Annotated in this window: 29 protein-coding genes; 24 read left to right on the top strand and 5 right to left on the bottom strand. The window is 67.1% G+C overall.

Annotated features, from left to right (window positions below; genetic code table 11):
• Positions 1 to 79 precede the first annotated feature (79 nt).
• Positions 80 to 2,479, top strand: coding sequence for an ATP-binding protein (locus ACQY72_RS04470; protein WP_428156062.1), 2,400 nt, complete (start codon positions 80 to 82; stop codon positions 2,477 to 2,479).
• A gap of 20 nt (positions 2,480 to 2,499) precedes the next feature.
• On the opposite strand, the gene ACQY72_RS04465 is transcribed toward ACQY72_RS04470, so the two are convergent.
• From ACQY72_RS04465 to ACQY72_RS04450, 4 genes are all read right to left on the bottom strand, one after another.
• The gene (locus tag ACQY72_RS04465; RefSeq protein ID WP_428156061.1) at positions 2,500 to 3,405 is read right to left on the bottom strand and encodes a cobalamin biosynthesis protein CbiG; all 906 of its coding nucleotides are present in this window, start codon (positions 3,403 to 3,405) and stop codon (positions 2,500 to 2,502) included.
• A gap of 86 nt (positions 3,406 to 3,491) precedes the next feature.
• Entirely contained in the window at positions 3,492 to 4,007 is a 516-nt protein-coding gene (locus tag ACQY72_RS04460) for a hypothetical protein (RefSeq protein WP_135193229.1), read from the bottom strand.
• Between the two features lie 5 nt (positions 4,008 to 4,012).
• The gene (gene xth / locus ACQY72_RS04455) at positions 4,013 to 4,810 is read right to left on the bottom strand and encodes an exodeoxyribonuclease III (protein ID WP_428156674.1); all 798 of its coding nucleotides are present in this window, start codon (positions 4,808 to 4,810) and stop codon (positions 4,013 to 4,015) included.
• A 103-nt stretch (positions 4,811 to 4,913) separates the two neighbouring features.
• Positions 4,914 to 5,867, bottom strand: a complete 954-nt coding sequence (locus ACQY72_RS04450) for a hypothetical protein (RefSeq protein WP_428156060.1) — start codon at positions 5,865 to 5,867, stop codon at positions 4,914 to 4,916.
• A 125-nt stretch (positions 5,868 to 5,992) separates the two neighbouring features.
• On the opposite strand from ACQY72_RS04450, the gene ACQY72_RS04445 reads away from it, so the two are divergent.
• The 6 genes from ACQY72_RS04445 to ACQY72_RS04420 all read left to right on the top strand — a co-directional run bounded on the left by ACQY72_RS04445 (position 5,993) and on the right by ACQY72_RS04420 (position 10,864).
• Positions 5,993 to 7,078: an MBL fold metallo-hydrolase gene (locus tag ACQY72_RS04445; RefSeq protein WP_428156059.1), complete on the top strand. Its 1,086-nt coding sequence runs from the start codon at positions 5,993 to 5,995 to the stop codon at positions 7,076 to 7,078.
• A complete protein-coding gene (locus tag ACQY72_RS04440) occupies positions 7,075 to 7,848 on the top strand; it encodes an enoyl-CoA hydratase (RefSeq protein ID WP_428156058.1) in 774 nt (257 codons plus the stop codon). The genes ACQY72_RS04445 and ACQY72_RS04440 overlap by 4 nt, the downstream gene beginning before the upstream one ends.
• 68 nt (positions 7,849 to 7,916) lie before the next feature.
• A complete protein-coding gene (locus tag ACQY72_RS04435; protein ID WP_428156057.1) occupies positions 7,917 to 8,411 on the top strand; it encodes a GNAT family N-acetyltransferase in 495 nt (164 codons plus the stop codon).
• 37 nt (positions 8,412 to 8,448) lie between these two features.
• Positions 8,449 to 8,994 carry a DUF1285 domain-containing protein gene (locus ACQY72_RS04430; RefSeq protein WP_428156056.1) on the top strand — a complete coding sequence of 182 codons (546 nt, stop codon included), beginning with the start codon at positions 8,449 to 8,451 and terminating at the stop codon, positions 8,992 to 8,994.
• Complete coding sequence (locus ACQY72_RS04425) at positions 8,991 to 9,653, top strand: CoA pyrophosphatase (protein ID WP_428156055.1); 663 nt, start codon at positions 8,991 to 8,993, stop codon at positions 9,651 to 9,653. Before ACQY72_RS04430 ends, ACQY72_RS04425 begins: the two co-directional genes overlap by 4 nt.
• Positions 9,650 to 10,864, top strand: coding sequence for a CCA tRNA nucleotidyltransferase (locus ACQY72_RS04420; RefSeq protein WP_428156054.1), 1,215 nt, complete (start codon positions 9,650 to 9,652; stop codon positions 10,862 to 10,864). The genes ACQY72_RS04425 and ACQY72_RS04420 overlap by 4 nt, the downstream gene beginning before the upstream one ends.
• Here ACQY72_RS04420 and ACQY72_RS04415 read toward each other — a convergent pair.
• Complete coding sequence (locus ACQY72_RS04415) at positions 10,839 to 11,795, bottom strand: endonuclease/exonuclease/phosphatase family protein (RefSeq protein ID WP_428156053.1); 957 nt, start codon at positions 11,793 to 11,795, stop codon at positions 10,839 to 10,841. The two genes, ACQY72_RS04420 and ACQY72_RS04415, sit on opposite strands and share 26 nt — an antisense overlap.
• 68 nt (positions 11,796 to 11,863) lie before the next feature.
• On the opposite strand from ACQY72_RS04415, the gene ACQY72_RS04410 reads away from it, so the two are divergent.
• From ACQY72_RS04410 to ssb, 17 genes are all read left to right on the top strand, one after another.
• Entirely contained in the window at positions 11,864 to 12,325 is a 462-nt protein-coding gene (locus ACQY72_RS04410; protein WP_428156052.1) for a DUF4112 domain-containing protein, read from the top strand.
• 145 nt (positions 12,326 to 12,470) lie between these two features.
• A complete protein-coding gene (locus ACQY72_RS04405; RefSeq protein ID WP_428156051.1) occupies positions 12,471 to 13,922 on the top strand; it encodes a DUF2793 domain-containing protein in 1,452 nt (483 codons plus the stop codon).
• The gene (locus tag ACQY72_RS04400) at positions 13,919 to 14,074 is read left to right on the top strand and encodes a hypothetical protein (RefSeq protein ID WP_346495181.1); all 156 of its coding nucleotides are present in this window, start codon (positions 13,919 to 13,921) and stop codon (positions 14,072 to 14,074) included. The genes ACQY72_RS04405 and ACQY72_RS04400 overlap by 4 nt, the downstream gene beginning before the upstream one ends.
• The gene (locus ACQY72_RS04395) at positions 14,071 to 14,340 is read left to right on the top strand and encodes a hypothetical protein (protein ID WP_428156050.1); all 270 of its coding nucleotides are present in this window, start codon (positions 14,071 to 14,073) and stop codon (positions 14,338 to 14,340) included. Before ACQY72_RS04400 ends, ACQY72_RS04395 begins: the two co-directional genes overlap by 4 nt.
• Positions 14,337 to 14,720: a M15 family metallopeptidase gene (locus ACQY72_RS04390; RefSeq protein WP_428156049.1), complete on the top strand. Its 384-nt coding sequence runs from the start codon at positions 14,337 to 14,339 to the stop codon at positions 14,718 to 14,720. The genes ACQY72_RS04395 and ACQY72_RS04390 overlap by 4 nt, the downstream gene beginning before the upstream one ends.
• A complete protein-coding gene (locus ACQY72_RS04385) occupies positions 14,717 to 15,196 on the top strand; it encodes a hypothetical protein (RefSeq protein WP_428156048.1) in 480 nt (159 codons plus the stop codon). The genes ACQY72_RS04390 and ACQY72_RS04385 overlap by 4 nt, the downstream gene beginning before the upstream one ends.
• 368 nt (positions 15,197 to 15,564) lie before the next feature.
• A complete protein-coding gene (locus ACQY72_RS04380) occupies positions 15,565 to 16,380 on the top strand; it encodes a flagellin (protein ID WP_372692831.1) in 816 nt (271 codons plus the stop codon).
• 285 nt (positions 16,381 to 16,665) lie between these two features.
• Positions 16,666 to 17,409 carry a flagellin gene (locus ACQY72_RS04375; RefSeq protein WP_428156047.1) on the top strand — a complete coding sequence of 248 codons (744 nt, stop codon included), beginning with the start codon at positions 16,666 to 16,668 and terminating at the stop codon, positions 17,407 to 17,409.
• Positions 17,410 to 17,554: 145 nt separating this feature from the next.
• Positions 17,555 to 18,373, top strand: coding sequence for a flagellin (locus ACQY72_RS04370; protein ID WP_372692833.1), 819 nt, complete (start codon positions 17,555 to 17,557; stop codon positions 18,371 to 18,373).
• A 144-nt stretch (positions 18,374 to 18,517) separates the two neighbouring features.
• The gene (locus tag ACQY72_RS04365) at positions 18,518 to 19,255 is read left to right on the top strand and encodes a flagellin (protein WP_372692834.1); all 738 of its coding nucleotides are present in this window, start codon (positions 18,518 to 18,520) and stop codon (positions 19,253 to 19,255) included.
• Positions 19,256 to 19,368: 113 nt separating this feature from the next.
• A complete protein-coding gene (locus ACQY72_RS04360) occupies positions 19,369 to 20,166 on the top strand; it encodes a flagellin (RefSeq protein ID WP_372692835.1) in 798 nt (265 codons plus the stop codon).
• Positions 20,167 to 20,249: 83 nt separating this feature from the next.
• Positions 20,250 to 20,531, top strand: coding sequence for a flagellar protein FlaG (locus ACQY72_RS04355; protein WP_428156046.1), 282 nt, complete (start codon positions 20,250 to 20,252; stop codon positions 20,529 to 20,531).
• Positions 20,532 to 20,668: 137 nt separating this feature from the next.
• Complete coding sequence (locus ACQY72_RS04350; protein WP_428156045.1) at positions 20,669 to 21,517, top strand: flagellin; 849 nt, start codon at positions 20,669 to 20,671, stop codon at positions 21,515 to 21,517.
• Positions 21,518 to 21,577: 60 nt separating this feature from the next.
• Positions 21,578 to 24,277 carry a transcriptional regulator gene (locus tag ACQY72_RS04345; RefSeq protein WP_428156044.1) on the top strand — a complete coding sequence of 900 codons (2,700 nt, stop codon included), beginning with the start codon at positions 21,578 to 21,580 and terminating at the stop codon, positions 24,275 to 24,277.
• A gap of 73 nt (positions 24,278 to 24,350) precedes the next feature.
• Positions 24,351 to 25,022 carry a hypothetical protein gene (locus ACQY72_RS04340; protein WP_428156043.1) on the top strand — a complete coding sequence of 224 codons (672 nt, stop codon included), beginning with the start codon at positions 24,351 to 24,353 and terminating at the stop codon, positions 25,020 to 25,022.
• Entirely contained in the window at positions 25,022 to 25,444 is a 423-nt protein-coding gene (locus tag ACQY72_RS04335; RefSeq protein ID WP_428156042.1) for a hypothetical protein, read from the top strand. The genes ACQY72_RS04340 and ACQY72_RS04335 overlap by 1 nt, the downstream gene beginning before the upstream one ends.
• 164 nt (positions 25,445 to 25,608) lie before the next feature.
• The gene (gene ssb, locus ACQY72_RS04330) at positions 25,609 to 26,109 is read left to right on the top strand and encodes a single-stranded DNA-binding protein (protein WP_159850440.1); all 501 of its coding nucleotides are present in this window, start codon (positions 25,609 to 25,611) and stop codon (positions 26,107 to 26,109) included.
• Positions 26,110 to 26,113 lie beyond the last annotated feature (4 nt).

The following is a 26,113-nucleotide window of genomic DNA, read 5'->3' as shown; positions in this document are numbered from 1 at the left end:
ACCTACCTAACGCTGGGTAACGTTAAAGTAGGCAAGTTCGCGCATTTTCGGACCCAGTCAGTATCCGGGTGCCGCGTCGATGAACGAAAGCCAGCGTCTCTCCAGTGTTCGTTCGTTGCATGCCGTGGGCTCCGCGCCCGACGCGACGACGGAAGCCGCCGCACGCCTGGCCGCCAATCTGCTGGATTGCCCCATCGCCCTGGTGACTCTGCTGGACGAGGATATCCAGTGGTTCAAGGCCAACATCGGCATGGATGGGTGTTCGACGCCTCGCGATGTATCCTTCTGCACCTGCGCGCTCGATCTGCCCGGCAACGACGTCATGGTGGTCGAGGATGCGACGAAGGACGTTCGCTTTGCTCACAACCCCTTCGTGACCGGCGAGCCGCATATCCGATTCTATGTCGGCGCCCTACTGACGGGCTCGGACGGCGCAAACTACGGCACCCTGTGCGTCATCGATACTCAGGTCCGCCCGCGACCGGAAGACGCGATACTGGACCGGTTGCGCGACCTGGCGCGGTTGGTGGTGGCGGAACTGGAGCGCGCGCGCGCTGAACGTCAACGCGGCGAGCAACTGCATATGCTGGGCATGATCGAGAGCCTGTCCGGTGTCGGTCACTGGCGGGTGGACATGGTCGATCAGACCGTCTTCTGGTCGGACGAGGTCTATGCCATCCACGGCGTATCTCCCGATACCTACAAGCCCGACATGGAGAAGGCGTCGGCCTTCTACCCCGAGGCCGAACGCGCCCAGTTGAATGAGCACTGGCTCAGGACGCTGGATGGCGCGGGGCCTTTCGAACTGGACCTGCGTATCCATCGCCACGACGGTGTCATCCGTCAGGTTGTAAGCAAGGGCGCGGCGGAGTTCTCACCGGACGGCACGCCTCTGGCCATGTTCGGCGTCTTTCAGGACGTGACCGACCAGCGCGCGGCCATGGACGTGCTGGCGCGCAGCCACAATCGGTTCAAGCTGCTGGCCGACAACGCCGCCGATGTCATCGCCCGCATCCAGTTGGATGGGCATTCCAACTATATCTCCCCGGCCGTCGAGCGTCTGCTGGGCTGGAAGCCGCACGAGATGGCGGGGAGGACGGCCGAATCCTTCGTCCATCCCGACGATCATGTTCGTCTGGCCCAGACCTTCGCCCAGATGGCGCGCGGGCGGGGTTCGGCGACACTGGAGCACAGACTGCTGCACCGCGACGGCCGCGCCGTATGGGGCGAGACCCGGATGCGGCTGGTCCGCGACGAGACCGGCCGGCCGGTCGAGACTGTGGTCGTCATCCGCGACATCTCGCGCCGCAAAGCGCTGGAGGTGCAACTGGAACAGGCCCGCGCCGAGGCCGAAGCCTCCGCCGCCGTGAAGGCCGAGTTCCTGGCCAATATGAGCCATGAATTGCGCACGCCCCTGACCAGCATTATCGGCTTCACCGGCCTGACGCTGGAACAACCGTTGCCGGACCTGGCGCGCAACTATGTAGGCCGGGTCGACAATGCGGGCCGCGCCCTGCTGTGCACGGTCAACGACATCCTGGATTTTTCAAAGCTGGAGGCCGGTCAGGTCGCCATCCGGCCCGAGCCGACCGACATCGAGACCCTGGCTCGTTCGACCCTGGAGCTGTTCACGCCCCAGGCGGGCGCCAAGGATCTGGATCTGGAGCTTGAACTGACCACGGATCGGTCGTCCGTCGTCGCCGATCCCGACCGACTGCGCCAAATCCTGCTGAACCTGATCGGCAATGCGGTGAAGTTCACCAGCCGTGGTGGAGTGCGGCTGGCCGTGCGCTGGAGCGCAGCCGACGAACGGCTGCACGTCGCGGTTCATGATACCGGCGACGGCATCGCCGCCGACAAGCTGGACCAGCTGTTCCGCCGCTTCTCGCAGGTGGACGGATCGCAGACGCGCTCGCACGGCGGCACCGGCCTGGGCTTGGCCATCTGCAAGGGGTTGGTCGAAGCCATGGACGGAACCATAGGGGCCGACAGCGTCGAGGGTCAGGGCAGCGTCTTCTGGTTCGAAATCCCGGCGCCCGCCGCAGAAGAAGAGGTCGCGGTCGGCGCCACGCCGATGGGCGGCGCCGACGTCGGCGGCTTGCGCGTGCTGGTCGCCGACGACCATCCCGCCAACCGCGAACTGGCTCGCGCCTTCCTGAACGGCATGGGCGCGACGGTCGAGGATGCGGTAGACGGCGCCGACGCGGTCGAACGCGCCGAACGGAGCGCCTACGACGTGATCCTGATGGACATGCGGATGCCGAAGATGGGCGGGGTCGAGGCCCTGAACCGGATCAGAGCGGGTTCCGGCCCCAACCGCCTGACCCCGATCCTGGCCTATACGGCGGACGCAGGAGAGGGGATGGAGGCGGAGCTTCTGGCCCAAGGATTCTGCGGCGCGGTGTCCAAGCCCGTGGCGGCCGAGGCCCTGATCCGCGCCGTCTCCGATGCGATGCAGGCCCTGCCGGTCGCGGCCTGATTCAGCGACTAAGCCTGGGCTCAGACGCCCAGAATCCAGCCTTCTTCCTGCTCGACCTGTGCGATCAGTTCGGGCGAGGCGTCCTTGGGCGGGCCGAAGGCCTTGGCCAGGTCGCCGGCTTCGTCCATCCGGGCCAGGGCCTCGGCGGTCGAGCGGACCTGGGCCTGGTCCTTGAACTCGCCTTCGTTCGGCTTTGTCTCGTGCATCGAGGGCCAGACCTCGACCACTAGGGCCGACAGGGGCTCGACGTCGTCGGGCGTCAGGGCGCGCCAGCCGGTGCCGAAAGGCCAGACGGCGCCGGACGGGCCGAGGCTTTCCAGCAGCCGCCGCACAGCCGGGATGCCGACTAGGGTCTGGCCGCCCACGGCGCCTGCGCCGTGCATCTGCCACACGCTCTTGGGCTGAAGCCGACCCTTGCGGACCGCGTTCTCGGTGGCGCGGAACTCGGGGATGTCGGCGCCCGAACCAACGGGGGGCTTGGTCGTGGTCAGCCAGCGCTGCGCCTGTTTGGCCGGGGCGCCCCACAGGGGCCAGGCCTCGTCGGTCATCAGCCGGTTCATCTTGGCCGCCACCTGATAGCGATTGTTGGTGTTGTCAGCCTTGTCCACGACGTTCGACGCGATGAACTTCCACATCGCTTGCCACGGAGTTCCGTCCAGCTTCAGCCGCGCGGCCGTGCCGACGGGATAGCCGAAGTTGAAGTCCAGCCCGACCAGCACCCGGTCGCCGCGCTTCCTGTGATCGGCCAGGATCGAAGCCAGCAGGGCCTCGCCCTCGGCGCGGGTCGCGACGTTGTGGGTCTCGGTATAGAGGCGGAACCGCACGTCGCGCTTGGCCACGCCGATCCACAGCGACGTGTCGCCGAGCTTCTTGGTTTCGGCAGCGGTCCAGTCGGCGACGATATAGGCGTCGAAAAGGCGGGCCAAGGCGGCCTCCTTGATAAAGGCGTGTCGTTAGGAATGAGCGGGGCTTCTAGCGCCCCATCGCGGCGACCGAAAGGCCCTGTCGCGTCTCAGCCCTTCAGCAAGGCTTCCAGATGCGACAGCCAGCGCCGGCCCAGCCGAAGCGCCTCGCCGGGTGAACCGGTCTGGGCGGGCAGGGCGGCGTCCCACAGGGCCAGTTCGAACTCGGGGTGTCGGGCGTCGGCGAACATCAGGCGCAGTACCACCTGTTCGGCGTCGGGGGCCAGCACGTCCAGCGACTTGCGGGCCTCGCCCCGGCGGACGCGGGCCACCACATGGCCGTCCACGATGATCTCGCCGCCGTCCACTTCATCGAAGGCATAGACCAGGCCGTGGGCGCCATTGGCCCACAGCACGACGACCTGTTCGATGTCGAAGTTCAGCGCGCAAGCGCGGCCTTCGCCCGGCGACAGGGCCTCGACCTCGGGCGCGGCGCCCAGGGTCTTGAGCATGGCGCGGTGCAGGCGACGCGGCGGTTCCATCCACCACGACAGGGCCAGGGCCAACGTTGTCAGCAGTGCCGCCGCCAGGGCGATCAGCAGAACCACCCGCAAGGCGTCGGCCATGGGCGTCAGGCCTCCCCGTCTCTGTCGAGATCGAGATCGACCACGACGGGGACGTGGTCGCTGGGCTTTTCCATGTCGCGGGCGTCGCGATGCGTTTCGATGCCCCGGAACCGGTCGGCCGCCTGGGGCGACAGCAGGGCGAAGTCGATGCGAATGCCTTGGTCGCGCTGCCAGGCGCCGGCCTGATAGTCCCAGAAGCTGTAGGTTCCGGCCGGTTCGCCGCCGATCTCGTGGGCGTCCGCCAGACCCAGGTTCTTGAGCGCGCGGAAGGCCTGGCGGCTCTGGGGCTGGAACAGGGCGTCGTCGGTCCAGGCGGCGGGGTTCTTGGCGTCTTCGGCCTCGGGGATGACATTGTAGTCTCCGCATAGGGCCAGCGGCTCCTCGAACGCCATCAGGTCGCGGGCGTGGCGGTTCAGACGTTCGAACCAGGCCAGCTTGTAGGCGAACTTCTCGGTCCCGATGGGATTGCCGTTGGGCAGATAGATGGCCCCGACGCGGATGGGCCGGGGCGCCTCGACCAGGGCCTCGATATAGCGGGCCTGTTCATCCGTATCGTCGCCGGGCAGGCCGCGCCGCACGTCGGACAGCGGGTATTTCGACAGCAGGGCGACGCCGTTGTAGCTCTTCTGCCCGTGGGTCTCGACATTGTAGCCCAGGCTCTCGAAGGCCTCGCGCGGGAACTTCTCGTCCACGCATTTGATCTCCTGGAAACAGGCGACGTCGGGGGCGGCCTGCTCCAGCCAGGCCAGCACGGTGGGCAGGCGAGCGTTGACGGAGTTCACGTTCCAGGTGGCGATGCGCATGACGGCGACGGTAGGGCGCGTCACGGTTTCGGAAAAGAGGCCGCGCAAAACAAAAGGGCCGCCGGATCGCTCCGACGGCCCTTCATGTGGTCTGTGAGGTCGTTTAGGGGCGACCGCCAGCAGGGGCGGGCGCAGCGGCCGGAGCCGTCGTCAGCTTGCAGCCGCCGCCGATGGCCTGGGCCGTGGCGCAAGGATAGATCTGCTGGACCGCATTTTCGGTGTTCAGACGGGCGATGACGCCATCGGCGCCGGCGCACTTGGCTTCATAGAATGTGCCGTTGGCGTTGCGGCCCATCAGGCGGGCTTCGGTGACGTCGCACGACGCGGCTTCGGAACCGGCCAGCAGCGTCTTCACGAAGGCGGCGTTTTCGGCCGTGGTCGTGAACTCGCACGTGCCGCGTTCCGCCAGTACTTGAATGCAGGGGGTCTTGGTCCAGGTTGCGGCTTGCTGCTTGATCCAGAAGCCGGGGCCATCCGAACAGCCGACTTCATAGACTACGGCGCCGTCGCTGGACTGTCCGCGAAGCTTGGCCTGATCGACGGTGCAGGCGACGCCGGCGTCTACAGCGTACTGGCGCAGGAACTTCTGGATGTCGGTGTTGGCGGCGATCGTGCATTGCGCTGCGGGGGGCGCGGTCGGATTGGCGGCGCGGGCGATCTCGGCCGAATGGGCCAGGATGATGCAGCTTGAAGCTTCAGGCGGCGTCTTGGTTTCGACGATGTAGCCCGGCGCGGCGCCGCATGCGACTTCATAGACCGTCGTGTCGGCGGCGGTCTTGCCCATCAGCTTGGCTTCGCTGACCTGGCAGCCGGTCGTCGTGAGGTTCATCTGTTCTTGGGCCGAGGCCAAGATTTGCTCGGCCGTCGGGGCGGCGGGCGCGCGTTCGCGACGCTGGCGACCAGCGGCGGCGCGCGACGTGGGGCCTTGGGTCACGGCAGGTTCGTCGTCAGCGTTGCGCTGTTGTTGCGATTGCTGACGCTCCTGCGCCATGGCGGGCGCAACGGCGAAGGCGCTGAACAGAAGCGCCGCAAGGGCGGCGGCGAGGCGGGACTTCATGAAAACACCCTGGGTTTCTGAATGCAGGCTGGCTTCGTGGCGGTGTATTTGGGCCGGGTCAAGGCGAGTGTGGACGCCGGGACGAGACTGAGGCTAGTGTCTGCGCGTTTCGATTGGAGACTGACTTGGCCGACGGCAGCACGCGAACGACGGGGGCGAAGGACGCGCGGGGCCTGACCTATCCGTTCGACGTCGTGCCTGCGCCCGGCGAGGCGATCAAGGTCGCGCGCGGGGTTTTTTGGCTAAGGTTCGCCCTGCCGTTCCAGCTGGATCATGTGAACGTCTATGCGATCCGCGACGGCGAGGGCTGGGTCGTGATCGACACGGGATTGAACACGCGCGGCTCTGTCGCCGCCTGGGAAACGGTGCTGGCGGGGGACTTGGAAGGGCGGCCGGTGACGCGGCTGATCTGCACCCACATGCATCCCGACCATATCGGCCTGGCCGGCTGGCTGTGCGAACGGACGGGCGCGCCCCTGCTGATGTCGCAGATCGAATACATCACCGGCCGGATGCTGATGGCCGAGGAGGCGGGCGATGCGCCGGCCGATGGCGAGGTCTTCTATCGCGCGGCGGGATGGGACGAGGCCCAGATCGAGCGCTGGCGCGCGGACTATGGCGGGTTCGCCAAGGGTGTCACTCCGATGCCACGCAGCTATCGCCGGCTGTCGGACGGCGACGCCTTGAGCATCGACGGCGACGACTGGACTGTGGTGATCGGGTCGGGCCACAGCCCGGAGCATGTCTGCCTGTGGCGGCGCTCGGACGACGTCTTCATCGCCGGCGATCAGATTCTGCCGCGCATATCGTCGAACGTGTCGGTCTGGTCGACGGAGCCGGACGCCGATCCTCTGGGCGACTGGATGGACTCGCTGGCGAAGTTGCGGGCCTTGCTTCCGGAAGGGGCGTTCATCCTGCCGGCGCATGGCGAGCCCTTTTATGGGGTTCATGCGCGGCTCGATACGTTGAAGCGTGGGCATGAGACAGCGCTGAAACGGCTTGAGCGGACGTTGCGTCAACCGTCTAGGGTCGTCGATGGCTTCCCCGCCGTCTTCGGTCGGGCGGTCGGAGATGGGGTGCTGGGCATGGCCACGGGCGAGGCCCAGGCGCACCTGAACTATCTGGAACGACGCGGCCGCGCGACGCGGACGCGAGACGAGAACGGCGTGGACTGGTGGGCCGCTGTCGAACAGGACGAGGAAACGACGTGAGCGAACACATCCGCAGCGAACTGATCGACGGCGTTCTGAGCGTCACCCTGGACCGGGCCGACAAGAAGAACGCCATCACCCAGGCCATGTATTCGGCCCTGGCCGAGGCGACCGAGCGGGCGCGGACCGACGATGCGGTGCGAGTGCTGCTGCTGCGCGCCGAGGGCGACAGCTTCTCGGCCGGCAACGACATTCAGGACTTCATCGCCTTGGGATCGCAGGGCGCGGGACCGGGCGAGATGCCGGTGTTCCGTTTTCTGAAGGCGCTGGCGGACCTGGACAAGCCGGCCGTGGCGGCGGTGAAGGGGCGGGCGGTCGGGATCGGCCTGACCATGCTGCTGCACTGCGATCTGGTGGTGGTGGCCGAGGACGCCCTGTTGTCCGTGCCCTTCGTCAATCTGGCCTTGGCGCCGGAGGCGGCGTCCAGCCTGCTGCTGCCGGCGGTGGTCGGCCATCAGAGAGCGTTCGAGCTGTTTGCCCTGGGCGAACCGCTGGACGGCAAGACGGCCTTGGCCTGGGGCATCGCCAACCGCGCGGTCCCGGCCGATCAGGTCGAGTCGACGGCGGCGGACCTGGCCGCCAGAGTGGCGGCCCGCGCGCCCAACTCCATCCGCAAGACCAAGCGGCTGATGCGGGACGCGGAAGGTCTGTGGGCCCTGATGCAGCGCGAGGGCGAGGCCTTCGGTTCGCAGATGAAGAGCCCCGAAGCCATGGAGGCCTTCATGGCCTTCACGCAAAAGCGCGCGCCGGACTTTTCCAAGGCTGGATGACGGTCATCGCAGCGCGCCTTGATTTGGCGCAGCTTTGCTTCTAGGTGCCCGCGCTTGTTGGAGCGCCGATGTCGCACGCCCTCGCCATTTCCCCGGCCGTAAGCCGTATCGAAGCCGAGACGCCGGCCGACGCCGAAGGCGTGGAGGCCCTGGTCATGGCCGCCTTCGGGCCGGGGCGGTTCGCCAAGACCGCCGAGCGGCTGCGTGAAGGCTCGCACGCCGCCGTGGGCTTTGTCGTGCGGCTGGATGGACGGGTGATCGGTTCGGTGCGGCTGTGGCCGGTCGTGGTGGGTGAGACGCCGGCCCTGTTCCTGGGGCCGATCGCGGTGGATGCCGGCCGACGCAGCGACGGCCTGGGCGCTGAGCTGGTGCAGGCCTGTCTCGATCAGGCGCGGACGCTGGATGTCGGCGGGGTGCTTCTGGTCGGCGACGCCGCCTATTTCGAGCGGTTCGGTTTCGTCGGCGCGCCCGAGGCGATCCTGCCGGGGCCGGTGGATCGCCGCCGCGTTCTGTGGCTAGCGACGGGCGTCGATCAGGTTTCAGGACCGGTTCGCATCGGCTGACCTTTCCCGCACGGTTCGCGGGGCCTAAGTCAGTGGGATGGATGATCCCAAGTCAGGACTGAACGCCGTCGCCGAGGCAGCGAAACAGGCGCCCGGACGGGGACTGCCGCCGGTTCACCTGTGGCATCCCGAGCATTGCGGCGAGATCGACATCGTCATTCGCGCCGACGGCGTCTGGATGCACGAAGGCTCGCCCATCGGTCGCAAGGAACTGGTGCGGCTGTTCTCGACCGTGTTGCGCAAGGACCCAGACGGCTATCATCTGGTCACGCCCGTCGAGAAGCTGAAGATCGAGGTCGAGGACCTGCCGTTCCGGGCCGTGGCGATGAGGCGCGATCGCGAAGACCTGGTGTTTACGACCGATGTCGGGGACGAGATGACGGCGAGCGAGGCCGATCCCGTCGTGGTCGAGACCGATCCGGCGACGGGCGAACCGGCGCCGCGCATCCATGTGCGACGCGACCTGTGGGCGCGGATCGCGCGCCCGGTCTTCTATGAACTGGTCGAGATGGCTGAAGAGGTCGATGGGCGGCTGGTCTTTCGATCAGGCGATCAGGCCTTTTCACTGGGAGCCTTGACGTGAGCCTGGAGACGCTGAGAAACCGGTTGGTCGAACGGCTGGCGCCTGTCGAGACCTGGCGGCCGGAACTGGTCGCGGCGCGGTCGGATTTCGACCTAAACCCCCAGGCGACACGGACGGCCAAGGAGCTTCGACCGGCGGCGGTGCTGATCCCCATCGTGGCGCGGCCAGAGGGGGCGACGGTGCTGCTGACGCGGCGGGCCGACACCCTGGCGCGGCACACGGGCCAGATCGCCTTTCCAGGCGGACGGCTGGATCCCGGCGAGAACGCGGTCCAGGCGGCCCTGCGCGAGGCGGACGAGGAGGTGGCGCTGAACCCGGCTGCGGTCGAGGTGCTGGGCCTGTCCGACGCCTATGAGACCGGCACGGGCTTTCTGGTGACGCCGGTGATCGGCTGGCTGCGTGAGGCGCCGGTCACGACGCCGTCGCCGGACGAGGTGGCCGAGGTGTTCGAGACGCCTTGGGACTTCCTGATGGACGCCGCCAACCACAGGCGCGACTTCTACGACATGGACGAGGGGCTGCGGCGCTGGTTCTGGGCCATGCCCTGGGGCGAACGCTACATCTGGGGCGTGACGGCGGGAATTCTGAAAGCGCTGCACGTCCGGCTTTACGGCGACGAGGCGGCGCCTGAGATCGCGGCGGACGAGGATGCGGCATGAGCCTCTCCGTGGCGGGACAGCCGTGGCTGGAAAGCCAGGCGACGCGGGCGGTGATGGCGGCGCTGGAGGCGGCGGGCGGTCCGGGCTGCGCGCGGTTCGTCGGCGGCTGCGTGCGCAACAGCCTGCTGGGCCAGTCGGTCGACGACATCGACATCGCCACGCGGCTGAGACCGGAAGAGACCATCGCGGCGTTGAAGGCGGCCGGGCTGAAGGCTGTGCCGACCGGGGTGGAGCACGGTACGGTGACCGGGGTGTCGGAGCGGCGGCCTTATGAGATCACGACCCTGCGCCGCGACGTCGAGACGGACGGACGCCGCGCGGTCGTCGCCTTCACCGAGGACTGGGCCGAGGATGCGGCGCGTCGGGATTTCCGGCTGAACGCCCTCTATGCCGATGCGGCCGGGACGGTGTTCGACCCCACCGGCGGCGGGCTGGACGACGCAGCGGCGGGGCGAATCGTCTTCGTCGGCGAGGCGGAGACGCGAATACGCGAGGACTATCTGCGCATCCTGCGCTTCTTCCGGTTCTACGCCTGGTACGGGCGGGGCGCGCCGGACGCGGTCGGGCTGGCGGCCTGTGCGACGTTGAAGGCGGGCATGGCGCAGCTGTCGGCCGAACGGGTGTCCAAGGAGCTGCTGAAACTGTTGGCGGCGCGGGACCCGCGTGCGGCGGTGCGGGCGATGGCCGAGACGGGCGTGCTGGCCCAGGTGCTGCCGCAGGTGCAGCCCTTGCCGCTGTTCGAGGCGATGTGCGGTCTGACAGACGATCCGGTGATGCGGTTGTCGGCTTTGCTGCCCGCCGATGCAGCGGCAGTGGTCGGGATCGCAAGCACTCTACGCCTGTCGAAAGCGGTGCGGGACCGACTGTCGGCGGCGGTCGGCGAGGGGGTGGCTGTGTCGCCGCGCATGAGCGACGCCGAGGCGCGGGCGGCGATCTATCGGCTGGGACGCAGGGCATTCGAGGATCGGCTGATACGCGCCGAGGCGGCTGGCGAGGGCGACGGCGCGCGGCTGCGGGCGCTGGCCGCCGAGTGGACGCCGCCGAAGATGCCGGTCGGCGGCCGCGATCTGGCGCGGCTGGGCCTCGCCGCAGGGCCTGAGACGGGCCGGCTGATCAAGGCGTTCGAGGACGGCTGGGTCGCCGACGACTTTCCGACCGACGGGCACGAGGCGCGGTTGAAGGCGCTTATCGCGGCGACTGCGCGCGGGTGAACTCTGTGACGACCGGGCGATGGTCGGACCCCGTCGGCTGGCCCAGATGTCGCGTGATCAGTGCCAGGTCGGGGGAGCGATAGACCTGATCGATGGTGATGCCGGCGAAGGCCGGGGCCTGGCTGGGCCAGGTGGCGGGCCAGCCGGGCGCGGGGATCAGCCCCATGTCCGCCTGGATCTGACGACCGATGCGGGCGGTCGAGACGCTGTTGAAATCGCCGGCGGCGATGACGGGGAGGTCCGGCGCGGCCTTGCGACGCTCGGTCAGGGCCATGACCTGGCTGATCTGCCCCCACTGATATTGATAGGGCCAGGGCCGGGTCAGGTGGACGCCGAAGACGTTGATCGGACCGATGGGCGTCTGGACCGTCGCGCCCACGGCGCTGAGGCCGTCGTTGTGGTCGGGCAGGCGTTGCAGGATCGGATAGCGCGAGGCGATGATTGAGCGGGCATGATCGCCCGGCCGAGCTTGGCCGATTAGGGCGCGGTGAGGATAGTCCGGCAGCAGCGTCTCCAACTGCGACGCCGGCGCCTGGCCCATTTCAACCAGCACCAGGATGTCGGCGTCGGCGGCGGAAATGGACCGGCGCATCGCCTCTACATCCGTGTTGAACACCCACAAATTGGCGGAATAGACCCGCACGATGGGCTGGTCGGGCACGGCGGCACCCTTCTTCGGCGTCCACTGGGGCCAGACCGAGATGGTCAGCACCAGACAGGCCAGTGCGCCGATGATCGAGGCCGGCCATAGGCGCAGAACCAAACAGACCAGGGTCACGCCGACGGCCGCCAGCAGCACCGGCGACGTGAACTGGGCCAGGATATCGACCCAGCGATGGCCGATCCCGCTGAGGGCCGCCACGCCGAACGCCGCCAGCCCCAGCAACAGGGCGCTTGCCGTTACATTCGCCGCCAGCTTGATCAGGGTCATCGAAGACGTATCTCTCGGATTGAACGCGAAGCGTCGCGCCGCGTTAAGGCGACGCTTTGGAGGGCGACATGGCCAGACGGTCGATCCGGGATATCGAGAACATCTGGTCCAATGTCGAGGGCGTAAAGAAGCTGTCCGACCGCGTGATCGGCATCGGGCCGTTCGGCCTGGGGCTGGACGCCATGCTGACCTGGGTGCCTGTGGTGGGCACGGTCTATACAGTCGGAACCGGGGGCTGGCTGATGCTTCAGGCCGTGCGGGCCAAGGCGACGCCGGCGACACTGGCGCGGATGGGCGCCTATATGGCCATCGACACGGCGACCGGCACAGTGCCCATCGCGGGCGACATCGTGGACACCTTTTTCCCCGGCCAGCTGATGGCGGCGCGGGCGCTGCAAAAGCACATCGAAAGCACGCACTGGGTCGAGGACACCGAGGCCAATGCGCGCGCCAGCGGCGATCACGAGATGCACGAGGCGCGGGTGCAAAACGACCAGACGCTGAAGCGGATCGTCTATCTTCACGACTGAGATGCGCGGGCTGAGCAAGTCTAGCCATCGCATTCGCCGAAACGAACCTGCGCAAAATCAAGGGCCTGATCGACGGCATCGACCGTCTTCCGGCCTGAGGTAGGGCCGCGCCCAGACTGATCTCCGACGACAACGGAGAGAAGTAATGAGCGACGATTTCAGCGCGCGTCTGGCCCTGCCTTACTTGGCGGCGGGGCAGATGCAGAAGCATGTGACCCTGAACACCGCCCTGACCCGGCTGGATGCCCTGTTGCAGACGGCGGTGGTCAGCAGGACGACGGCGATCCAGCCGGGCGATGCGTCCGACGGCGACCTCTACATCCTGCCCGACGACGCGGAGGGCGCGGCCTGGGCCGGGCGAGCAGCCGGAACCCTGATGCGGTTCGAGACGGGCGGCTGGAGCGTCGTGCCGACGCCCGACGGCCTGATCGCCATGGTGCTGGACGAAGGCTCCGTCGTGGTGCGGGCCGACGCGTGCTGGGTGTCGCTGGGCGAACGGCTGGACGAGGTCCAGAGCCTGGCGCGGCTGGGCTTGGGCACGACCGCCGATGACGCCAACCCCCTGTCTGCCAAGATCAACGCCGCCCTGTTCACCGCGCGCGGCGTGGAGGAGGGCGGCGACGGCGACCTCCGTCTGACGCTGAACAAGCAGGCGGCGGGCGATGTCCTGTCGTTGCTGTTCCAAAGCGGTTATGCGGCGCGCGCCGAACTGGGCCTGATCGGTGAGGACGATCTGGGCCTCAAAGCCTGCGACGACGCGGGCGCGTGGCGGACGGTGTTTCGCGTGGACCGCACGACGGGCCGCATCGCCTTCGACCAGGGCGCGGTCAGGCGCGAGACGACCCTGTTCACCAGCGACCGCGACTACGTCGCGCCGTCCTGGGCGCGCTGGCTCGAAGTCGCCTGCGTCGGCGGCGGCGGCAGCGGCGGGGCAGGACTGCCTGGGCCGGCCGGGACCGCGCGTTTCGGCGGTGGCGGGGGCGGCGCGGGCGGTCTGACGCATGGCCGTTGGTCCATCGAAGACCTGGACGACGCGCTGGCGATCACTGTCGGGACGGGCGGCGCAGGCGGCGCCGCGGGCGGCGAGAGCTGGATCGCGTCGGGCGGGACCGTCCTGTTGCGCGCGTCGGGCGGGGCCGGTGGAGCCACCGGAACGTCCAGCGAGGGTCTGGGCGGCGCCGGAGGACATGGCCTGCGCGCCGCCAATCCCGGCGGCGGCTCGTCGATCACGATGACGGGGGCGACGGGCGGCGAAACCGTCTGTTCCAACGGGCCGGGCGGGGGAGGCGGGGGCGGCGGACTAAGCGCCGCCAATGTCTCGCACGCCGGAGGACAAGGAGGCGCCGGCGCATGGTCGGGCTTTCGCGGGACTGGGGGCGTCGCGGGCGCTGCTGGGCAAGCTTCTGCGAAGCCGTCTCTGTCGATGGGCGGCGGCGGTGGCGGCGGTGGAAACGCCTCGGCGACCGGGGCCGGCAGCGCCGGCGGCGCGGGCGCGATCTTCGGCGCAGGCGGCGGCGGAGGTGGCGCCGGCCTGACCGTCGCCGGCCAGGGCGGTCCAGGCGCGGCGGGCGCAGTTCGCATCACGGCCGTCGGATGAGCCGGCGGCGGCATCCGGCCGAGCCGGTCGAAGTGCTGGAGGCCGAGGCGTGGGAAGCGCCCGACAGCCTCAGCGAGCCGGAATGGCGCGCCCATTCCGGCTGGGACGGCCGCTGCGCCGTCGAAACCTATGACGAGGAGGACGAACGATGACCCGACGTATGCAGGGGACGATCCCCTTGGCGGAGGGGCGTTGGCTGTTTCGCCGCCTCTACGCCTTCGCCGTCAGCGCGGGGCTGTGGGTGCTGCTGATGCGGACTGTGGGGCGGATGCCGCCCGAGATGCTGCCGAAGATGACGGACGGGCTGATGGGGCTGCTGGCCCTGATCCTGGTGCTCTATCTGGTGGCGCCCACCGCCCAGCAACTGGTTGCCCTGATCGCCAACGCCCGTCTGAAGATTACGGGAGGCCGGCCATGAGCTTTCGGCTGTCCAGCCGGTCGCGCGCGAGGCTTCAGGGCGTGCATCCGGCGCTGACGGCGGTGGTCGAGGCGGCCATCGCCCGCACGCCCGTGGACTTCATGATCACCGAAGGGCTACGCACGGCCGCCCGCCAGGCCGCGCTGGTCAAGGCCGGGGCCAGTCGCACGACGCGGTCTCGCCACCTGACCGGCCATGCCGTCGATGTCGCCGCCCTGGTGGAAGGGCAGGTGCGGTGGGACTGGCCGCTGTATGGCCGGATCGCCGGGGCGTTCAAGGCGGCGGCGCTCGACCTGAAGACCCCTCTGATCTGGGGCGGCGACTGGAAGACGCTGCGCGACGGCCCGCATTTCGAGCTGGATCGAAAGGCCTTTCCATGAGGGCGGTTTCGATCCTGCGCGCCCTGACGCCTCTGGGCTGGTTGGCGGCGGGTGCGGTGGTCCTGGCGCTGGGGTTCACCCTGCTGGGCGGGCTCGGCTTTCGTTGGGATCCGCTGAACCTGCAGCAGAAGAGTCTGGAGACCGCCCGGACCCAGGCGCGTGACGCCGCCGCCCTAGCGAATGCGCAAACCAATGCTAGGCGGCTCGAAACCGAAGGCGCGGCGGCGCAGGCCCAACGCGTCGATCACTATCAGCACACAACGACGGCGGCCGAGCGGGCGACCGCGACCGCCGTCGCACAGGCCAGGAGCGCCGACGATGCCGACCATCCCTTGGAAGACCGCCGCGCTGATCGTCTGCGCGGCCATGATGACGAACTGTGCCGCCTCGCCCCCGATCTCGCCGGTTGCGCCGGCAAGGCTGGTCTTGCCGGAGGCGGCGCGTCGGCCATGCGCCCTGGCGGTCCTGCCGGCTGAGCCCACGGCCGGCGATCTGGATGCGACCTATGTGCTTCGCGGCGCCCAGGTCGTCGCCTGCGACGCAGCGCGGCGTCTGGCGGCGAGACCTTGCTGGCCGAACGGGCGATGCAGGACGCGCAATACGGCCTGAAACAGCCTGGCGGCTGACGCCCTGCAAAAACGACTCGGCAACTTCTGCCGCCCAAGGGGCAGGCTTGCCGGGTCGTCTCGCCGAACGTCGGAATAAGTTCAATGAAAACAATCGAGGCGTCTCGATGGCGCCCCGTTTCGGCCTGGCCCCGCCCTTGCTCTTAGAGAGACCGAGCAAAACGCTCCTGGCGCTAAAATGGCGCCGGACATCACACGAAGTGAACAGGAAAGCCAAAATGGCTACGAGCATCAATACGAACTACGGCGCAGCTGTCGCCCTGCAGAACCTCAATGCGACCAACGCCATGTTGGAGCGCACGCAAAACCGTGTGAACACGGGACTGAAAGTCGCGACCGCCAAGGATAGCGGCGCAATCTTCGCCATCGCCACGACGCAGCGCGCCAACATGGGCGCCATGGACGCCGTGAAGAATTCGCTTCAGCGCGGACAATCGATCGTCGACGTGGCCCTGGCGGCCGGCGACACGGTCACCACTGCGCTGGAAGAAATGAAGTCTCTGGCCGTGTCCATCCAATCGTCGACGGGCGCCGCCCAGACGTCTTATCTGGATGAATTCAAGGCTATGGGCGCCGAGATCACCGCCGCACTGGCAGGCGCCGCCTTCGACGGCGTCAACCTGTGGACCGCCGCGACGCCGACGAACCTGATCAAGGATGTCGCGGGCGGCACGACCGCCATCGGCTTCACCGCTGCGGGCGGCAAGGCCGCCGATACGGACATCACCACCATCACCAACCAGTCGATCGCCGCCACGGCCGCTACAGTCGCCGCCGTCGATGCCGCTATCGCCGAAGTCACCGCCTCTTTGTCGACCTTGGGCACCCAGTCCAAGTCGGTCGGTCGCCAACTGACCTTCGTCGGCAAGCTGCAGGACGCCACCGAAGCCGGCATCGGCAACCTGGTTGACGCCGACCTGGCCAAGGAAAGCGCCAAGCTGACCGCCTTGCAGACCAAGCAACAGTTGGGCGTGCAGGCGCTGTCGATCGCCAACTCGTCCAGCCAGATCCTGCTGAGCCTGTTCCGTAACTAAGGCGAGGGATCCCGTCTCGTCAGTTCGCACCCGGGCGCATCTTCACGCCGTCCGCCTCATCCAACTTGAAGCAAGCCCGGCAGTTCTTGCCGGGTAAGCGGCCCCGCACGGCAAGAACTGCCGGGCGGAAAGGAGGGTAAATCAATAGTAAATACATGAAATCAGATAGTTACCCTGATAATTGTTCGGGCTGACTGGCCCGGCAATTGCTTCTTACCCACTGAGCAAAAAGCTCCTGTCGCCAAAACGGCGACAGCCCTCACGAAGTGAAAAGGACCGGCCAAAATGGCTTCGATCAATACGAACTACGGCGCCGCCATCGCGCTGCAAAACCTGAACAAAACCAACTCGGAGCTGGAGCGGACGCAAAACCGCATCAACACCGGCATGAAGGTCTCGACCGCCAAGGACAGCGGGGCGATCTTCTCGATCGCCACGGCCCAACGCGCCAACGCTGCCTCGCAAGACGCGGTTCGTTCTACCCTCCAACGTACGCAATCGATCACCGACGTGGCTCTGGCCGCCGGCGACACCATCACGACCGCTCTGGAAGAGATGAAGTCCCTGGCCGTCTCGATCCAGTCGTCGGCTGCCGGTTCCAGCGCCGAGACCTCCTATCTGGCCGAATACAATTCGCTGGGTCTGGAAATCACCGCTGCGGTGTCCGGCGCCTCGTTCGATGGCGTCAACAGCCTGACGACGCCCCTGGGCGTGGCCGGCCTGACCGATGTCAGCGGCGGCGGCAAGGCCCGCGCGGCCGCCACCACCGCCAATGTCGACACCGCCATCGCCACCGTCACCGGCGCCCTGTCGACCCTGGGCACCCAGTCCAAGTCGCTGGGTCGTCAGATCACCTTCGTCAACAAGCTTCAGGACGCTCTTGAAGCCGGCGTGGGCAATCTGGTGGACGCCGATCTGGCCAAGGAAAGCGCTAAGCTGACCGCCCTGCAAACCAAGCAACAGCTGGGTGTGCAGGCGCTGTCGATCGCCAACTCATCCAGCCAAGTGCTGCTGAGCCTGTTCCGCTAAGGGCCGGGAAGGGGGTCGCCTCGGCGGTCCCCCTTTCATGGCTTTCAGTAACGGCCGGCGGTTCCTGACCGTCGTCCATCCCCGAGCAAAACGCTCACGTCGCCCGATCACGGCGACGATCACGAAGTGAGTAAGGAACGCCCCCATGGCGAGTATCAACACCAACTACGGCGCCGCCATCGCGCTGCAAAATCTGAACAAGACCAACTCGGAGCTGGAGCGGACGCAAAACCGCATCAACACCGGCATGAAGGTCTCGACCGCCAAGGACAGCGGGGCGATCTTCTCGATCGCCACGTCGCAACGGGCCAATGCTTCGGCCCAGGACGCCGTTCGCACTTCGCTGCAACGCGGTCAGTCCATCGTCGATGTCGCCCTGGCCGCCGGCGACACCATCACCTCCGCCCTGGAAGAGATGAAGTCCCTGGCCGTCAGCATCGCCTCCTCGACAGGTGCGGCCAAGACCTCCTACGAGTCGGAGTTCACCGCCCTCGGCAAGGAAATCAAATCTGCTCTGGACGGCGCCAGCTTCGACGGCGTCAACCTGCTGACCACCGCGTCCACGGGCGCCACCGAGGTCAAGGTCCAGACGGGTACGGGCGCTGCCGACACCAAGACCGTCGGCACCACGGCGGCGTTGAGTGCGAACACGGACCTGGCCAAGTTCACCGCGGCCACCCCTGCGGTCGCCGACTTCACCGTCGCCAACGTGGATCTGGTCATCTCGGCCGTGACCACGGCCATGTCCACCATCGGCACCCAGTCCAAGTCGATCGGCCGTAGCGTCACCTTCGTCAACAAGCTCCAGGACTCCCTGGAAGCCGGCGTGGGCAACCTGGTCGATGCCGATCTGGCCAAGGAAAGCGCCAAGCTGAGCGCCCTGCAGACCAAGCAACAACTGGGCGTGCAGGCGCTGTCGATCGCCAACTCCTCCAGCCAGGTGCTGCTGAGCCTCTTCCGCTAAGGCCCGGAGGGCGCGGGTCGCTTCGGCGGCGCGCGCCCAAGGTCTTGAACCGGCGTCGGTCTCCGACCGTCGCCATCCCCTGAGCAAAACGCTCCCGCCGCCAAAATGGCGTCGGCCATCACGAAGTGAAGAAGGACAGCCAAAATGGCTTCGATCAATACGAACTACGGCGCCGCCATCGCGCTGCAAAATCTGAACAAGACCAACTCGGAGCTGGAGCGGACGCAAAACCGCATCAACACCGGCATGAAGGTCTCCTCGGCCAAGGACAGCGGGGCGATCTTCTCGATCGCCACGTCACAACGGGCCAACGCCGCCTCGCAAGACGCGGTTCGCTCCGGCCTGCAACGCACGCAATCGATCACCGACGTGGCTCTGGCCGCCGGCGACACCGTCACGACCGCTCTGGAAGAGATGAAGTCTCTGGCCGTCAGCATCGCATCGTCGACCGGTGCGGCGCAGACTTCCTACCTGGCGGAATACAATGCGCTGGGCACCGAAATCTCCGGCGCGATTTCGGGCGCGAGCTTCGATGGCGTCAACAGCCTGACGACGCTGGGTGCGAATGCGGCGATCACCGCCGTGAACACCGGCTCCGTCACGGCCGCCAACGCCACGACCGCCAACGTCGATGCGGCCATCACGGCCACGACCGGCGCCCTGGCCACCTTGGGCACCCAGTCCAAGTCGCTGGGTCGTCAGATCACCTTCGTCAACAAGCTTCAGGACGCTCTTGAAGCCGGCGTGGGCAATCTGGTGGACGCCGATCTGGCCAAGGAAAGCGCCAAGCTGACCGCCCTGCAAACCAAGCAACAGCTGGGTGTGCAGGCGCTGTCGATCGCCAACTCGTCGAGCCAGGTTCTGCTCGGCCTGTTCCGCTAAGGCCCGGAGATCCGGTCGCCCCGGCGGCCGGATCGCAGGTCTCGACCCCTGAGCAAAATGCTCCCGTCGTCAAAACGACGACGGCCATCACGAAGTGAAGAAGGACAGCCAAAATGGCTTCGATCAATACGAACTACGGCGCCGCCATCGCGCTGCAAAACCTGAACAAGACCAACTCGGAGCTGGAGCGGACGCAAAACCGCATCAACACCGGCATGAAGGTCTCGTCGGCCAAGGACAGCGGGGCGATCTTCTCGATCGCCACGTCGCAACGGTCCAACGCTTCGGCCCAGGACGCCGTTCGCACTTCGCTGCAACGCGGTCAGTCCATCGTCGATGTGGCCCTGGCCGCCGGCGACACCATCACGACGGCCCTGGAAGAGCAAAAGTCCCTGGCCGTCAGCATCGCGTCTTCCACGGGCACGGCTCAGGCGTCGTATCTGGCGGAATACAATGCGCTGGGCACTGAAATCTCCAGCGCCCTGGGCGGCGCCACCTTCGACGGGGTCAACCTGTTCAAGGCCAACGCCGCGGCCATCACCGTGCAGACCGGCACATCGTCGACCTCCACGTTGAAGGCCATCGCAGCCACCGATACGGCGGTCGCGACCACGGCGACGGCTGCGGCCGGCGATGCGGCCACCCTGGTCGCCACCGTCGATAGCGCCATCTCGGCCTTCTCGGCGGTCCTGTCCGACTTCGGCACCAAGTCCAAGTCGGTGGGACGCAGCATCACCTTCGCCAACAAGCTTCAGGACGCTCTTGAAGCCGGCGTGGGCAATCTGGTGGACGCCGACCTGGCCAAGGAAAGCGCCAAGCTGACCGCTCTGCAAACCAAGCAACAGCTGGGTGTGCAGGCGCTGTCGATCGCCAACTCGTCGAGCCAGGTTCTGCTCGGCCTGTTCCGCTAAGCGAGCGGCCGGAGCGGTTTTTCGACCGCTCCGGCTGACCGTTCAATCCTCAAGGGAGCGTGGGCCGACCCGCGCATGGAGCCATGACAGACAATGTCGCGAGATTAGTAAGCGTACCTCAGACCGTTCCTGTCGACGCCGTTTCGCCCAAGTCGGCCCTGCCTGAGCCGACGCATCGGAACGACAACGACGACGCCAGCCGCTATCGCCTGACCATCGAGGCGATCGGGGACAATCGTTTTGTCTACAAGGTCCTGGACCGCGTGACGGGTGAAGTGATCCGTCAGTTGCCGCGCGAGGATGTCGAGAAACTGCACAGCGATCCGACCTATCGTGGAGGAAGGGTGGTCGACACCGCGGTCTGACGGCCGTCTGTCGATTTTTGGTATCGTTAACGTCGCCGGCTCGCCGGGCGGCGGATTTATGGTTTCTGGCGCGTTAACCCTCCGCTCACGACTCATGGTTAATACTGACGGGAACAGAACGTCCGGGGCTTGAAGCCATGACCACCAGCATCCACACCAATACCTCGGCGATGATCGCCCTGCAGAATCTGAACAGGACCAACGAACAGTTGGCTTCGACGCAGAGCCGGGTGAACACGGGCCTGAAGGTCCAGGGCGCCAGAGACAACGCCGCCGTCTGGGCCGTCGCTCAGGGACAGCGCGCCGATCGCGGCTCGCTTGAAGCGGTGGCCACCAGCCTGAACCGCGCCACATCCATCGCAGACGTGACGCTGGCGGCGGGCGAGCAGATCTCGGACCTGCTGATCGAGCTGAAGGGCAAGGCGACCGCCGCGTCCGACGAAAGCGCCACCCTGGCGATGCGGACCTCCTACAACGACGAGTTCCAGTCGCTGCTGAAGTCGATTCAGTCGTTCGCGGACAATGCGATCTTCGACGGTTCGAACATCCTGGACGGCTCGGCCACCGCCGGCATCAACTTCCTGGCCAGCGCTGACGGCGCCGAGACCATCACCCTGAACCGTCAGAACCTGACGCTGGCGGGGCTGGGCCTGGCGGCCTCCACCACTCCGGTTGCAGCGGCACCGGACCTCCTGACCAAGGCCAAGGCCGACGACGCCCTGACGCGGATCAACACCGCCATCGCCACCAGCACGGCGCGCCTGGCCGAACTGGGCGCCCAGTCCAAGCAGATTGAACGCCACACCACCTACGTCGGCAAGCTGTCGGACGCGCTGGAGGCCGGCATCGGCAATCTGGTCGATGCCGACCTGGCCAAGGAAAGCGCACGTCTTCAGGCGTTGCAGGTCCAGCAGCAGTTGGGCGTCCAGGCCCTGTCGATCGCCAACCAGGCGCCGCAGGTCATCCTGTCCCTGTTCAAGGGCTAACGGCGCGGCTTAACGGTTCGTTATCCGGCGCGGCTGCACGGTAGAGCTGGAGCCGTCTGAATGATCAACAACAGCTATCTGCTGGGTCTTTACGGGATCACGACCGATACGTCGTCGTTGATCGGCGCAACCACGTCCGCCGCCGCCAAGAAGAAGACCCAGCCGACCGCGCCCTGGTCCTCCACCGTCGCCCCGACCAAGGCCAGCGATCTGGTGCGCGCCGCACTGGCCGGCCGCAAGCTGATCGACGAGAACAACGTCAGCCTGGATCTGGCCGGCGCCTCCGGCGATTATCGCAAGATGTTCGCTCTGTATCAGGGGCTCAATACGCTGGGCGCCCTGGCCGACCGCGCCGGGGTCAAGGGGTTGACCGCATCCGAATCCGCACAGCTGTCCAAGCGGTTCGGCGAGGGGCTGGCCGATCTGTCCGCCTACCTCGGCGCTGCGACCTTCGAGGACGTGCGTCTGGTCCAGGGCGTGGCCCAGACGGCGGTGAAGAGCACATTCGCGGTCGAGCGCGCGCCGACCACCTTCGTCACCGCTCCGGTCCACGACGGCGACGCCGCATCGCCGGTCAAGGCGTTCCAGGGCGACGTGAAGTTCGCCATGACGGTCAAGACGACGACTGGAACCCAGACGATCGACATGGACCTGTCCGAGATGGGTGCGACCGACCGTTCGATGATGACCGTCGTCGATTATATGAACGGCAAGCTGGAGGCGGCGGGCGTCTCCGCACGCATCAGCAACCAGTTGATCCCTGCCGAACCCCGCACGATCAAGAGCGGCGCAAAGACTATCACCCTGCCGGCGGGGCCCGACAAATGGGCGCTGAAGGTAACGGGCGGGACAGGCGAGGCGATCAGCTTCCAGGCCGTCGATACCTCCGACGCCGTCTATGTGACGCAGGGCGTCGGCAAGACCGGTGCGGGCCAGCTGCTCAAGTTCCAGGCCGACGGAGGCGCGGCTCCCGCCGCCCAGCAGGGCGTGGACGATCCGTTCTGGGTCGAGGGCAGGGTGGGCCAGACCGACCTGCCCGACGGCGTCGCCGCCGTGAAAGCCAGCGCCGTGGCCCCCGACGGCTCGGTTTGGGTCGTCGCCGAACTGACGGCGGGCGACGCCAATCAGCCGATCAAGGGCGCGCGCGACGTCGCCCTGATGAAATACGATTCCGCCGGCAACCTGATGCAGACCAAGCTGCTGGGCGCGGCGTCCAGCGCTAACGGCTTCTCCATCGCCATCGACGACGACGGTCGGGTGGCTCTGGCTGGGTCCGTCACCGGCGCCCTGGAACCGGGCAAGAGTGGCGATAGTCCCGCCGTCGCCGACAGTTTCGTCTCGGTCTTCGACAGCTCCGGTCAGGAGCTGTGGACCCAGCGTCGCGGCGCCAAGGCGGCCGATGAGGCGACCGAGGTCCGCTTCGGCGCCGACGGCATGGTCTATGTCGCGGGCCGTTCGAAATCGGCCATGCCGGGGAACGCAGCCTTGGGCGGCTGGGATTCCTATCTTCAGGCCTTCCAGGAAAAACCGATCAAGCTCAACGGCCCTGACGTCGGCGTGAACGTATCGACGGTGCAGTTCGGCACCGTCGGCGACGATGCGGTCCAGGCCATGACGGTTTCGGGCAACGACCTCTACACGGCGGGCGTCGAGAACGGGAAGGCGGTCGTGCGCCGTTTCACCCTGGACGCGCAGGGCGTGCCGACCTTGGCCTCCAGCCGCGATCTCGGCTTCGCCAGCGGCGCCATCGCGGGCATATCCGTCGAGAACGGCAAGGTTGTCGTCACCGGCCATACCGAGAACGCGGCCCTGGACATTGGCACGGTCACCAACACCCATGCGGGCGGCAGCGACGTGTTCGTCGCCACTCTGTCGGACGATCTTCAGGCTTCCGGGGACGACCGCCTGACCTATTTCGGCGGCGCCGGCGCGGATACTGCCGCCGATGTGGCGATCAAGGACGGCAAGGTCTGGATCACCGGCACGAACCGGGCCGAGGGCGCCGGCAAGGACGATCCAACCTCGGCCTATCTGGCGCGCATCGACCTGGCCACCGGAGCGGTGGAGTCCAACAAGACCTGGCGCGCCGACGGCGACCAGGCCAAGCCGACCAGCCTCAGCATCGCGGCGGGCGGCGCCAGCGTGCTGGATCGGCTGGGTCTGCCCCAGGGTCAGATCATGCAGGCGGATTCCAAACTGCTGACCGTCGCCACCTCGGCCCGTGTCGGCGATCAGTTCAGCATCACGCCCGCCGCCGGCGGCCGGGCCGTCACCGTGACCATCGACGCCAAGGACACGCTGGAGAGCCTGGCCAAGAAGATCGGGACCGCCTCCGGCCGCCAGCTGGACGCCCGTGTCATCACGGACCTCAAGGCCAAACCCATCGTCCAGCGGCTGGAAATCAAGACGGCAGCGAACAAGGAGGGGGCCATCATCTCCGCCGGCGCCGTCGGCAAGGACGCCTTGGGTGCGCTGGGCCTGACGCCGGGCTACGTCGGCCCGGTCAAGCCGGACAAGGACGCGACCAAGACCTTCGGCCTGAACCTTTCGAACAAGCTGACCCTCAACGACCCCGCCTCGATCAAGGCGGCCATCGATTCGCTGGCCCAGGCGATGACGGCGGTGCGCTCGTCCTATCGCTCTCTGGCGCCATCGACGGGCGTGATCACCAATACCCAGACCGGCAAGGGCTCGTCGAACGCCTATCAGCAGACGCAACTCGCCAACTATCAGGCCGCCCTCAACCGCCTCATGGCTTGATCCGTCGTCCTTCGCGGTTGACGCCCGGCGCCCGCTCGGGGTTATTGACCTCCTCATCCGCGAAAGCCCCTTCATGGCCCTTCCGAAAGACAACCGCGTCATCATCGTGGTCGGCGCTGGTCTGGTGATCATCGCCGCCGTCGTGCTGGCCCTGATCTTCACCGGCGGCGGCGACAAGACGCCAGAGGATTCGCCGGCGTCCAAGGGTGGGCTGGTGGTCAATCTGGCCGACGCCCCTTCGCTGGAGCCGACGCGCGAGCTGCGCTGCTTCGTCGATGGTCAGTTCGTGGGCATGGCGACCCTGGCCGTCTGCGCTCAGCGTAACGGTTTGGCGACCGACGCTCTGGACGTGGGTCTGGACGCGACCGGCGCCCTGGCCGCCGCCCCCACCGCCGCCTTCGCCCCGCCACCCGAGCTGCCGGCCGTCGAGATGGCCGAGACCACGCCGCCGGCCTATGTCGAACAGACGCCCGCGCCGCGACCCACGCCCGTCGCCAACGGCAACCCCTGCCTGCGCCACAGCGGTTCGGACTGGCGCACCCTGTCGCCGAACATGAGCCTGAACGCCTGCGTCCAGGCCCTGTATTCTGGAACCTGCGTCGGGCCGGGCGATGCGCAATACGGCCGCTGGGGCGACACAACGCTGCGCCTGGTGCCGCGCCGGGTTGAACAGTCGGGCGACAATTCACGTTTCCGCACCCTGGCCGAGCAGGACCGCAACTGCCAATTTCCTGGGATGAACTGATGCGTCTCGTCGTTCTCGCCGCCGTCGCTGGAACCGCCCTGCTGGGCGCCTGCTCCAATGAACCGAAATACGAATTCGCCGAGGGCGCCTGCTATTTCGTGGCGACGCCGGACAATGCGCCGCCGCGCCTGCAGAAGATCGCCGACAACCAGCCCCAGCTGGAGCAGTGCGCGGCGCGCCTGGAGGAGATGCGTCTGCGTTTCCTGCGCATGGGCGGCTCGAACCAGGAACTTGCGGGCGCTTATCAGGGCCGGTTCATCTTCATCGACCGCGAGGGGGTCAAGATCGGCAAGAGCCTGAACGGCAGCCGCTTCTTTGCCATGGCCCGCACCGGCGACGGCCGCCTGGCCATCCCCGGCGCTATCCAGCGCGACGAGACCGGCCGTCCCATCGCCATCGCAGCGGACCCCGCCGCGAAGTAGGACTTGCGTGACGCGAACAAAGGTGGAACATTTCGTTAATCCACTGGTTTGGCGGGTGCGATGTCGAAAGCGGCTGGTGATAAGGCGTCGCCCCGGTCAGACATCGGACTGAATTGACGAGGCGGGCGATGCAGTCGCCGCCTCACGCGGAGAAGGAAGTTTCCATGGCGGGCAGCGTCAACAAGGTCATTCTGGTCGGCAACCTGGGTCGCGACCCTGAAATCCGGTCCATGCCGAACGGCGACCGTATCGCCAACCTGTCGATCGCGACCTCTGAAACCTGGCGCGACAAGTCCTCGGGCGAGCGCAAGGAAAAGACCGAGTGGCACCGGGTCGTCATCTTCAACGACAACATCGTCAAGGTGGTCGAGAACTATGTGAAGAAGGGCTCGACCGTCTATATCGAGGGCGCGCTCCAGACCCGCAAATGGACCGACCAGCAGGGCGTCGAGAAATATTCGACCGAGATCGTGGTCAGCCGCTTCAAGGGTGAACTGACCATGCTGGGCGGCCGTTCGGAAGGCGGCTCGCAAGGCGGCGGTTATGCCGGCGGCGGTGGTGGTCGCGGCGACGACGACTATTCCTCAGGCTTCTCCACCGGCGGCGCCAACAAGCCGAGCGGCCCCAAGGAAAGCTACGACCTGAACGACGACATTCCGTTCTAAGGCG

This window comes from Brevundimonas sp., assembly GCF_965279155.1.
Classification (GTDB): domain Bacteria; phylum Pseudomonadota; class Alphaproteobacteria; order Caulobacterales; family Caulobacteraceae; genus Brevundimonas.
Note: the sequence above shows the minus strand (reverse complement) of the source record. Positions and strands in the feature narration are given on the sequence as shown.

What these genes read in the sequence shown, in the direction of transcription:
- ACQY72_RS04470 (WP_428156062.1), top strand. Translation starts at nt 80, where the DNA reads ATGAACGAAAGCCAGCGTCTCTCCAGTGTTCGTTCGTTGCATGCCGTG.
- ACQY72_RS04460 (WP_135193229.1), bottom strand. Translation starts at nt 4,007, where the DNA reads ATGGCCGACGCCTTGCGGGTGGTTCTGCTGATCGCCCTGGCGGCGGCA.
- xth (WP_428156674.1), bottom strand. Translation starts at nt 4,810, where the DNA reads ATGCGCATCGCCACCTGGAACGTGAACTCCGTCAACGCTCGCCTGCCC.
- ACQY72_RS04450 (WP_428156060.1), bottom strand. Translation starts at nt 5,867, where the DNA reads ATGAAGTCCCGCCTCGCCGCCGCCCTTGCGGCGCTTCTGTTCAGCGCC.
- ACQY72_RS04435 (WP_428156057.1), top strand. Translation starts at nt 7,917, where the DNA reads ATGTCGCACGCCCTCGCCATTTCCCCGGCCGTAAGCCGTATCGAAGCC.
- ACQY72_RS04430 (WP_428156056.1), top strand. Translation starts at nt 8,449, where the DNA reads ATGGATGATCCCAAGTCAGGACTGAACGCCGTCGCCGAGGCAGCGAAA.
- ACQY72_RS04420 (WP_428156054.1), top strand. Translation starts at nt 9,650, where the DNA reads ATGAGCCTCTCCGTGGCGGGACAGCCGTGGCTGGAAAGCCAGGCGACG.
- ACQY72_RS04415 (WP_428156053.1), bottom strand. Translation starts at nt 11,795, where the DNA reads ATGACCCTGATCAAGCTGGCGGCGAATGTAACGGCAAGCGCCCTGTTG.
- ACQY72_RS04410 (WP_428156052.1), top strand. Translation starts at nt 11,864, where the DNA reads ATGGCCAGACGGTCGATCCGGGATATCGAGAACATCTGGTCCAATGTC.
- ACQY72_RS04405 (WP_428156051.1), top strand. Translation starts at nt 12,471, where the DNA reads ATGAGCGACGATTTCAGCGCGCGTCTGGCCCTGCCTTACTTGGCGGCG.
- ACQY72_RS04400 (WP_346495181.1), top strand. Translation starts at nt 13,919, where the DNA reads ATGAGCCGGCGGCGGCATCCGGCCGAGCCGGTCGAAGTGCTGGAGGCC.
- ACQY72_RS04395 (WP_428156050.1), top strand. Translation starts at nt 14,071, where the DNA reads ATGACCCGACGTATGCAGGGGACGATCCCCTTGGCGGAGGGGCGTTGG.
- ACQY72_RS04390 (WP_428156049.1), top strand. Translation starts at nt 14,337, where the DNA reads ATGAGCTTTCGGCTGTCCAGCCGGTCGCGCGCGAGGCTTCAGGGCGTG.
- ACQY72_RS04385 (WP_428156048.1), top strand. Translation starts at nt 14,717, where the DNA reads ATGAGGGCGGTTTCGATCCTGCGCGCCCTGACGCCTCTGGGCTGGTTG.
- ACQY72_RS04380 (WP_372692831.1), top strand. Translation starts at nt 15,565, where the DNA reads ATGGCTACGAGCATCAATACGAACTACGGCGCAGCTGTCGCCCTGCAG.
- ACQY72_RS04375 (WP_428156047.1), top strand. Translation starts at nt 16,666, where the DNA reads ATGGCTTCGATCAATACGAACTACGGCGCCGCCATCGCGCTGCAAAAC.
- ACQY72_RS04370 (WP_372692833.1), top strand. Translation starts at nt 17,555, where the DNA reads ATGGCGAGTATCAACACCAACTACGGCGCCGCCATCGCGCTGCAAAAT.
- ACQY72_RS04365 (WP_372692834.1), top strand. Translation starts at nt 18,518, where the DNA reads ATGGCTTCGATCAATACGAACTACGGCGCCGCCATCGCGCTGCAAAAT.
- ACQY72_RS04360 (WP_372692835.1), top strand. Translation starts at nt 19,369, where the DNA reads ATGGCTTCGATCAATACGAACTACGGCGCCGCCATCGCGCTGCAAAAC.
- ACQY72_RS04355 (WP_428156046.1), top strand. Translation starts at nt 20,250, where the DNA reads ATGACAGACAATGTCGCGAGATTAGTAAGCGTACCTCAGACCGTTCCT.
- ACQY72_RS04350 (WP_428156045.1), top strand. Translation starts at nt 20,669, where the DNA reads ATGACCACCAGCATCCACACCAATACCTCGGCGATGATCGCCCTGCAG.
- ACQY72_RS04345 (WP_428156044.1), top strand. Translation starts at nt 21,578, where the DNA reads ATGATCAACAACAGCTATCTGCTGGGTCTTTACGGGATCACGACCGAT.
- ACQY72_RS04340 (WP_428156043.1), top strand. Translation starts at nt 24,351, where the DNA reads ATGGCCCTTCCGAAAGACAACCGCGTCATCATCGTGGTCGGCGCTGGT.
- ACQY72_RS04335 (WP_428156042.1), top strand. Translation starts at nt 25,022, where the DNA reads ATGCGTCTCGTCGTTCTCGCCGCCGTCGCTGGAACCGCCCTGCTGGGC.
- ssb (WP_159850440.1), top strand. Translation starts at nt 25,609, where the DNA reads ATGGCGGGCAGCGTCAACAAGGTCATTCTGGTCGGCAACCTGGGTCGC.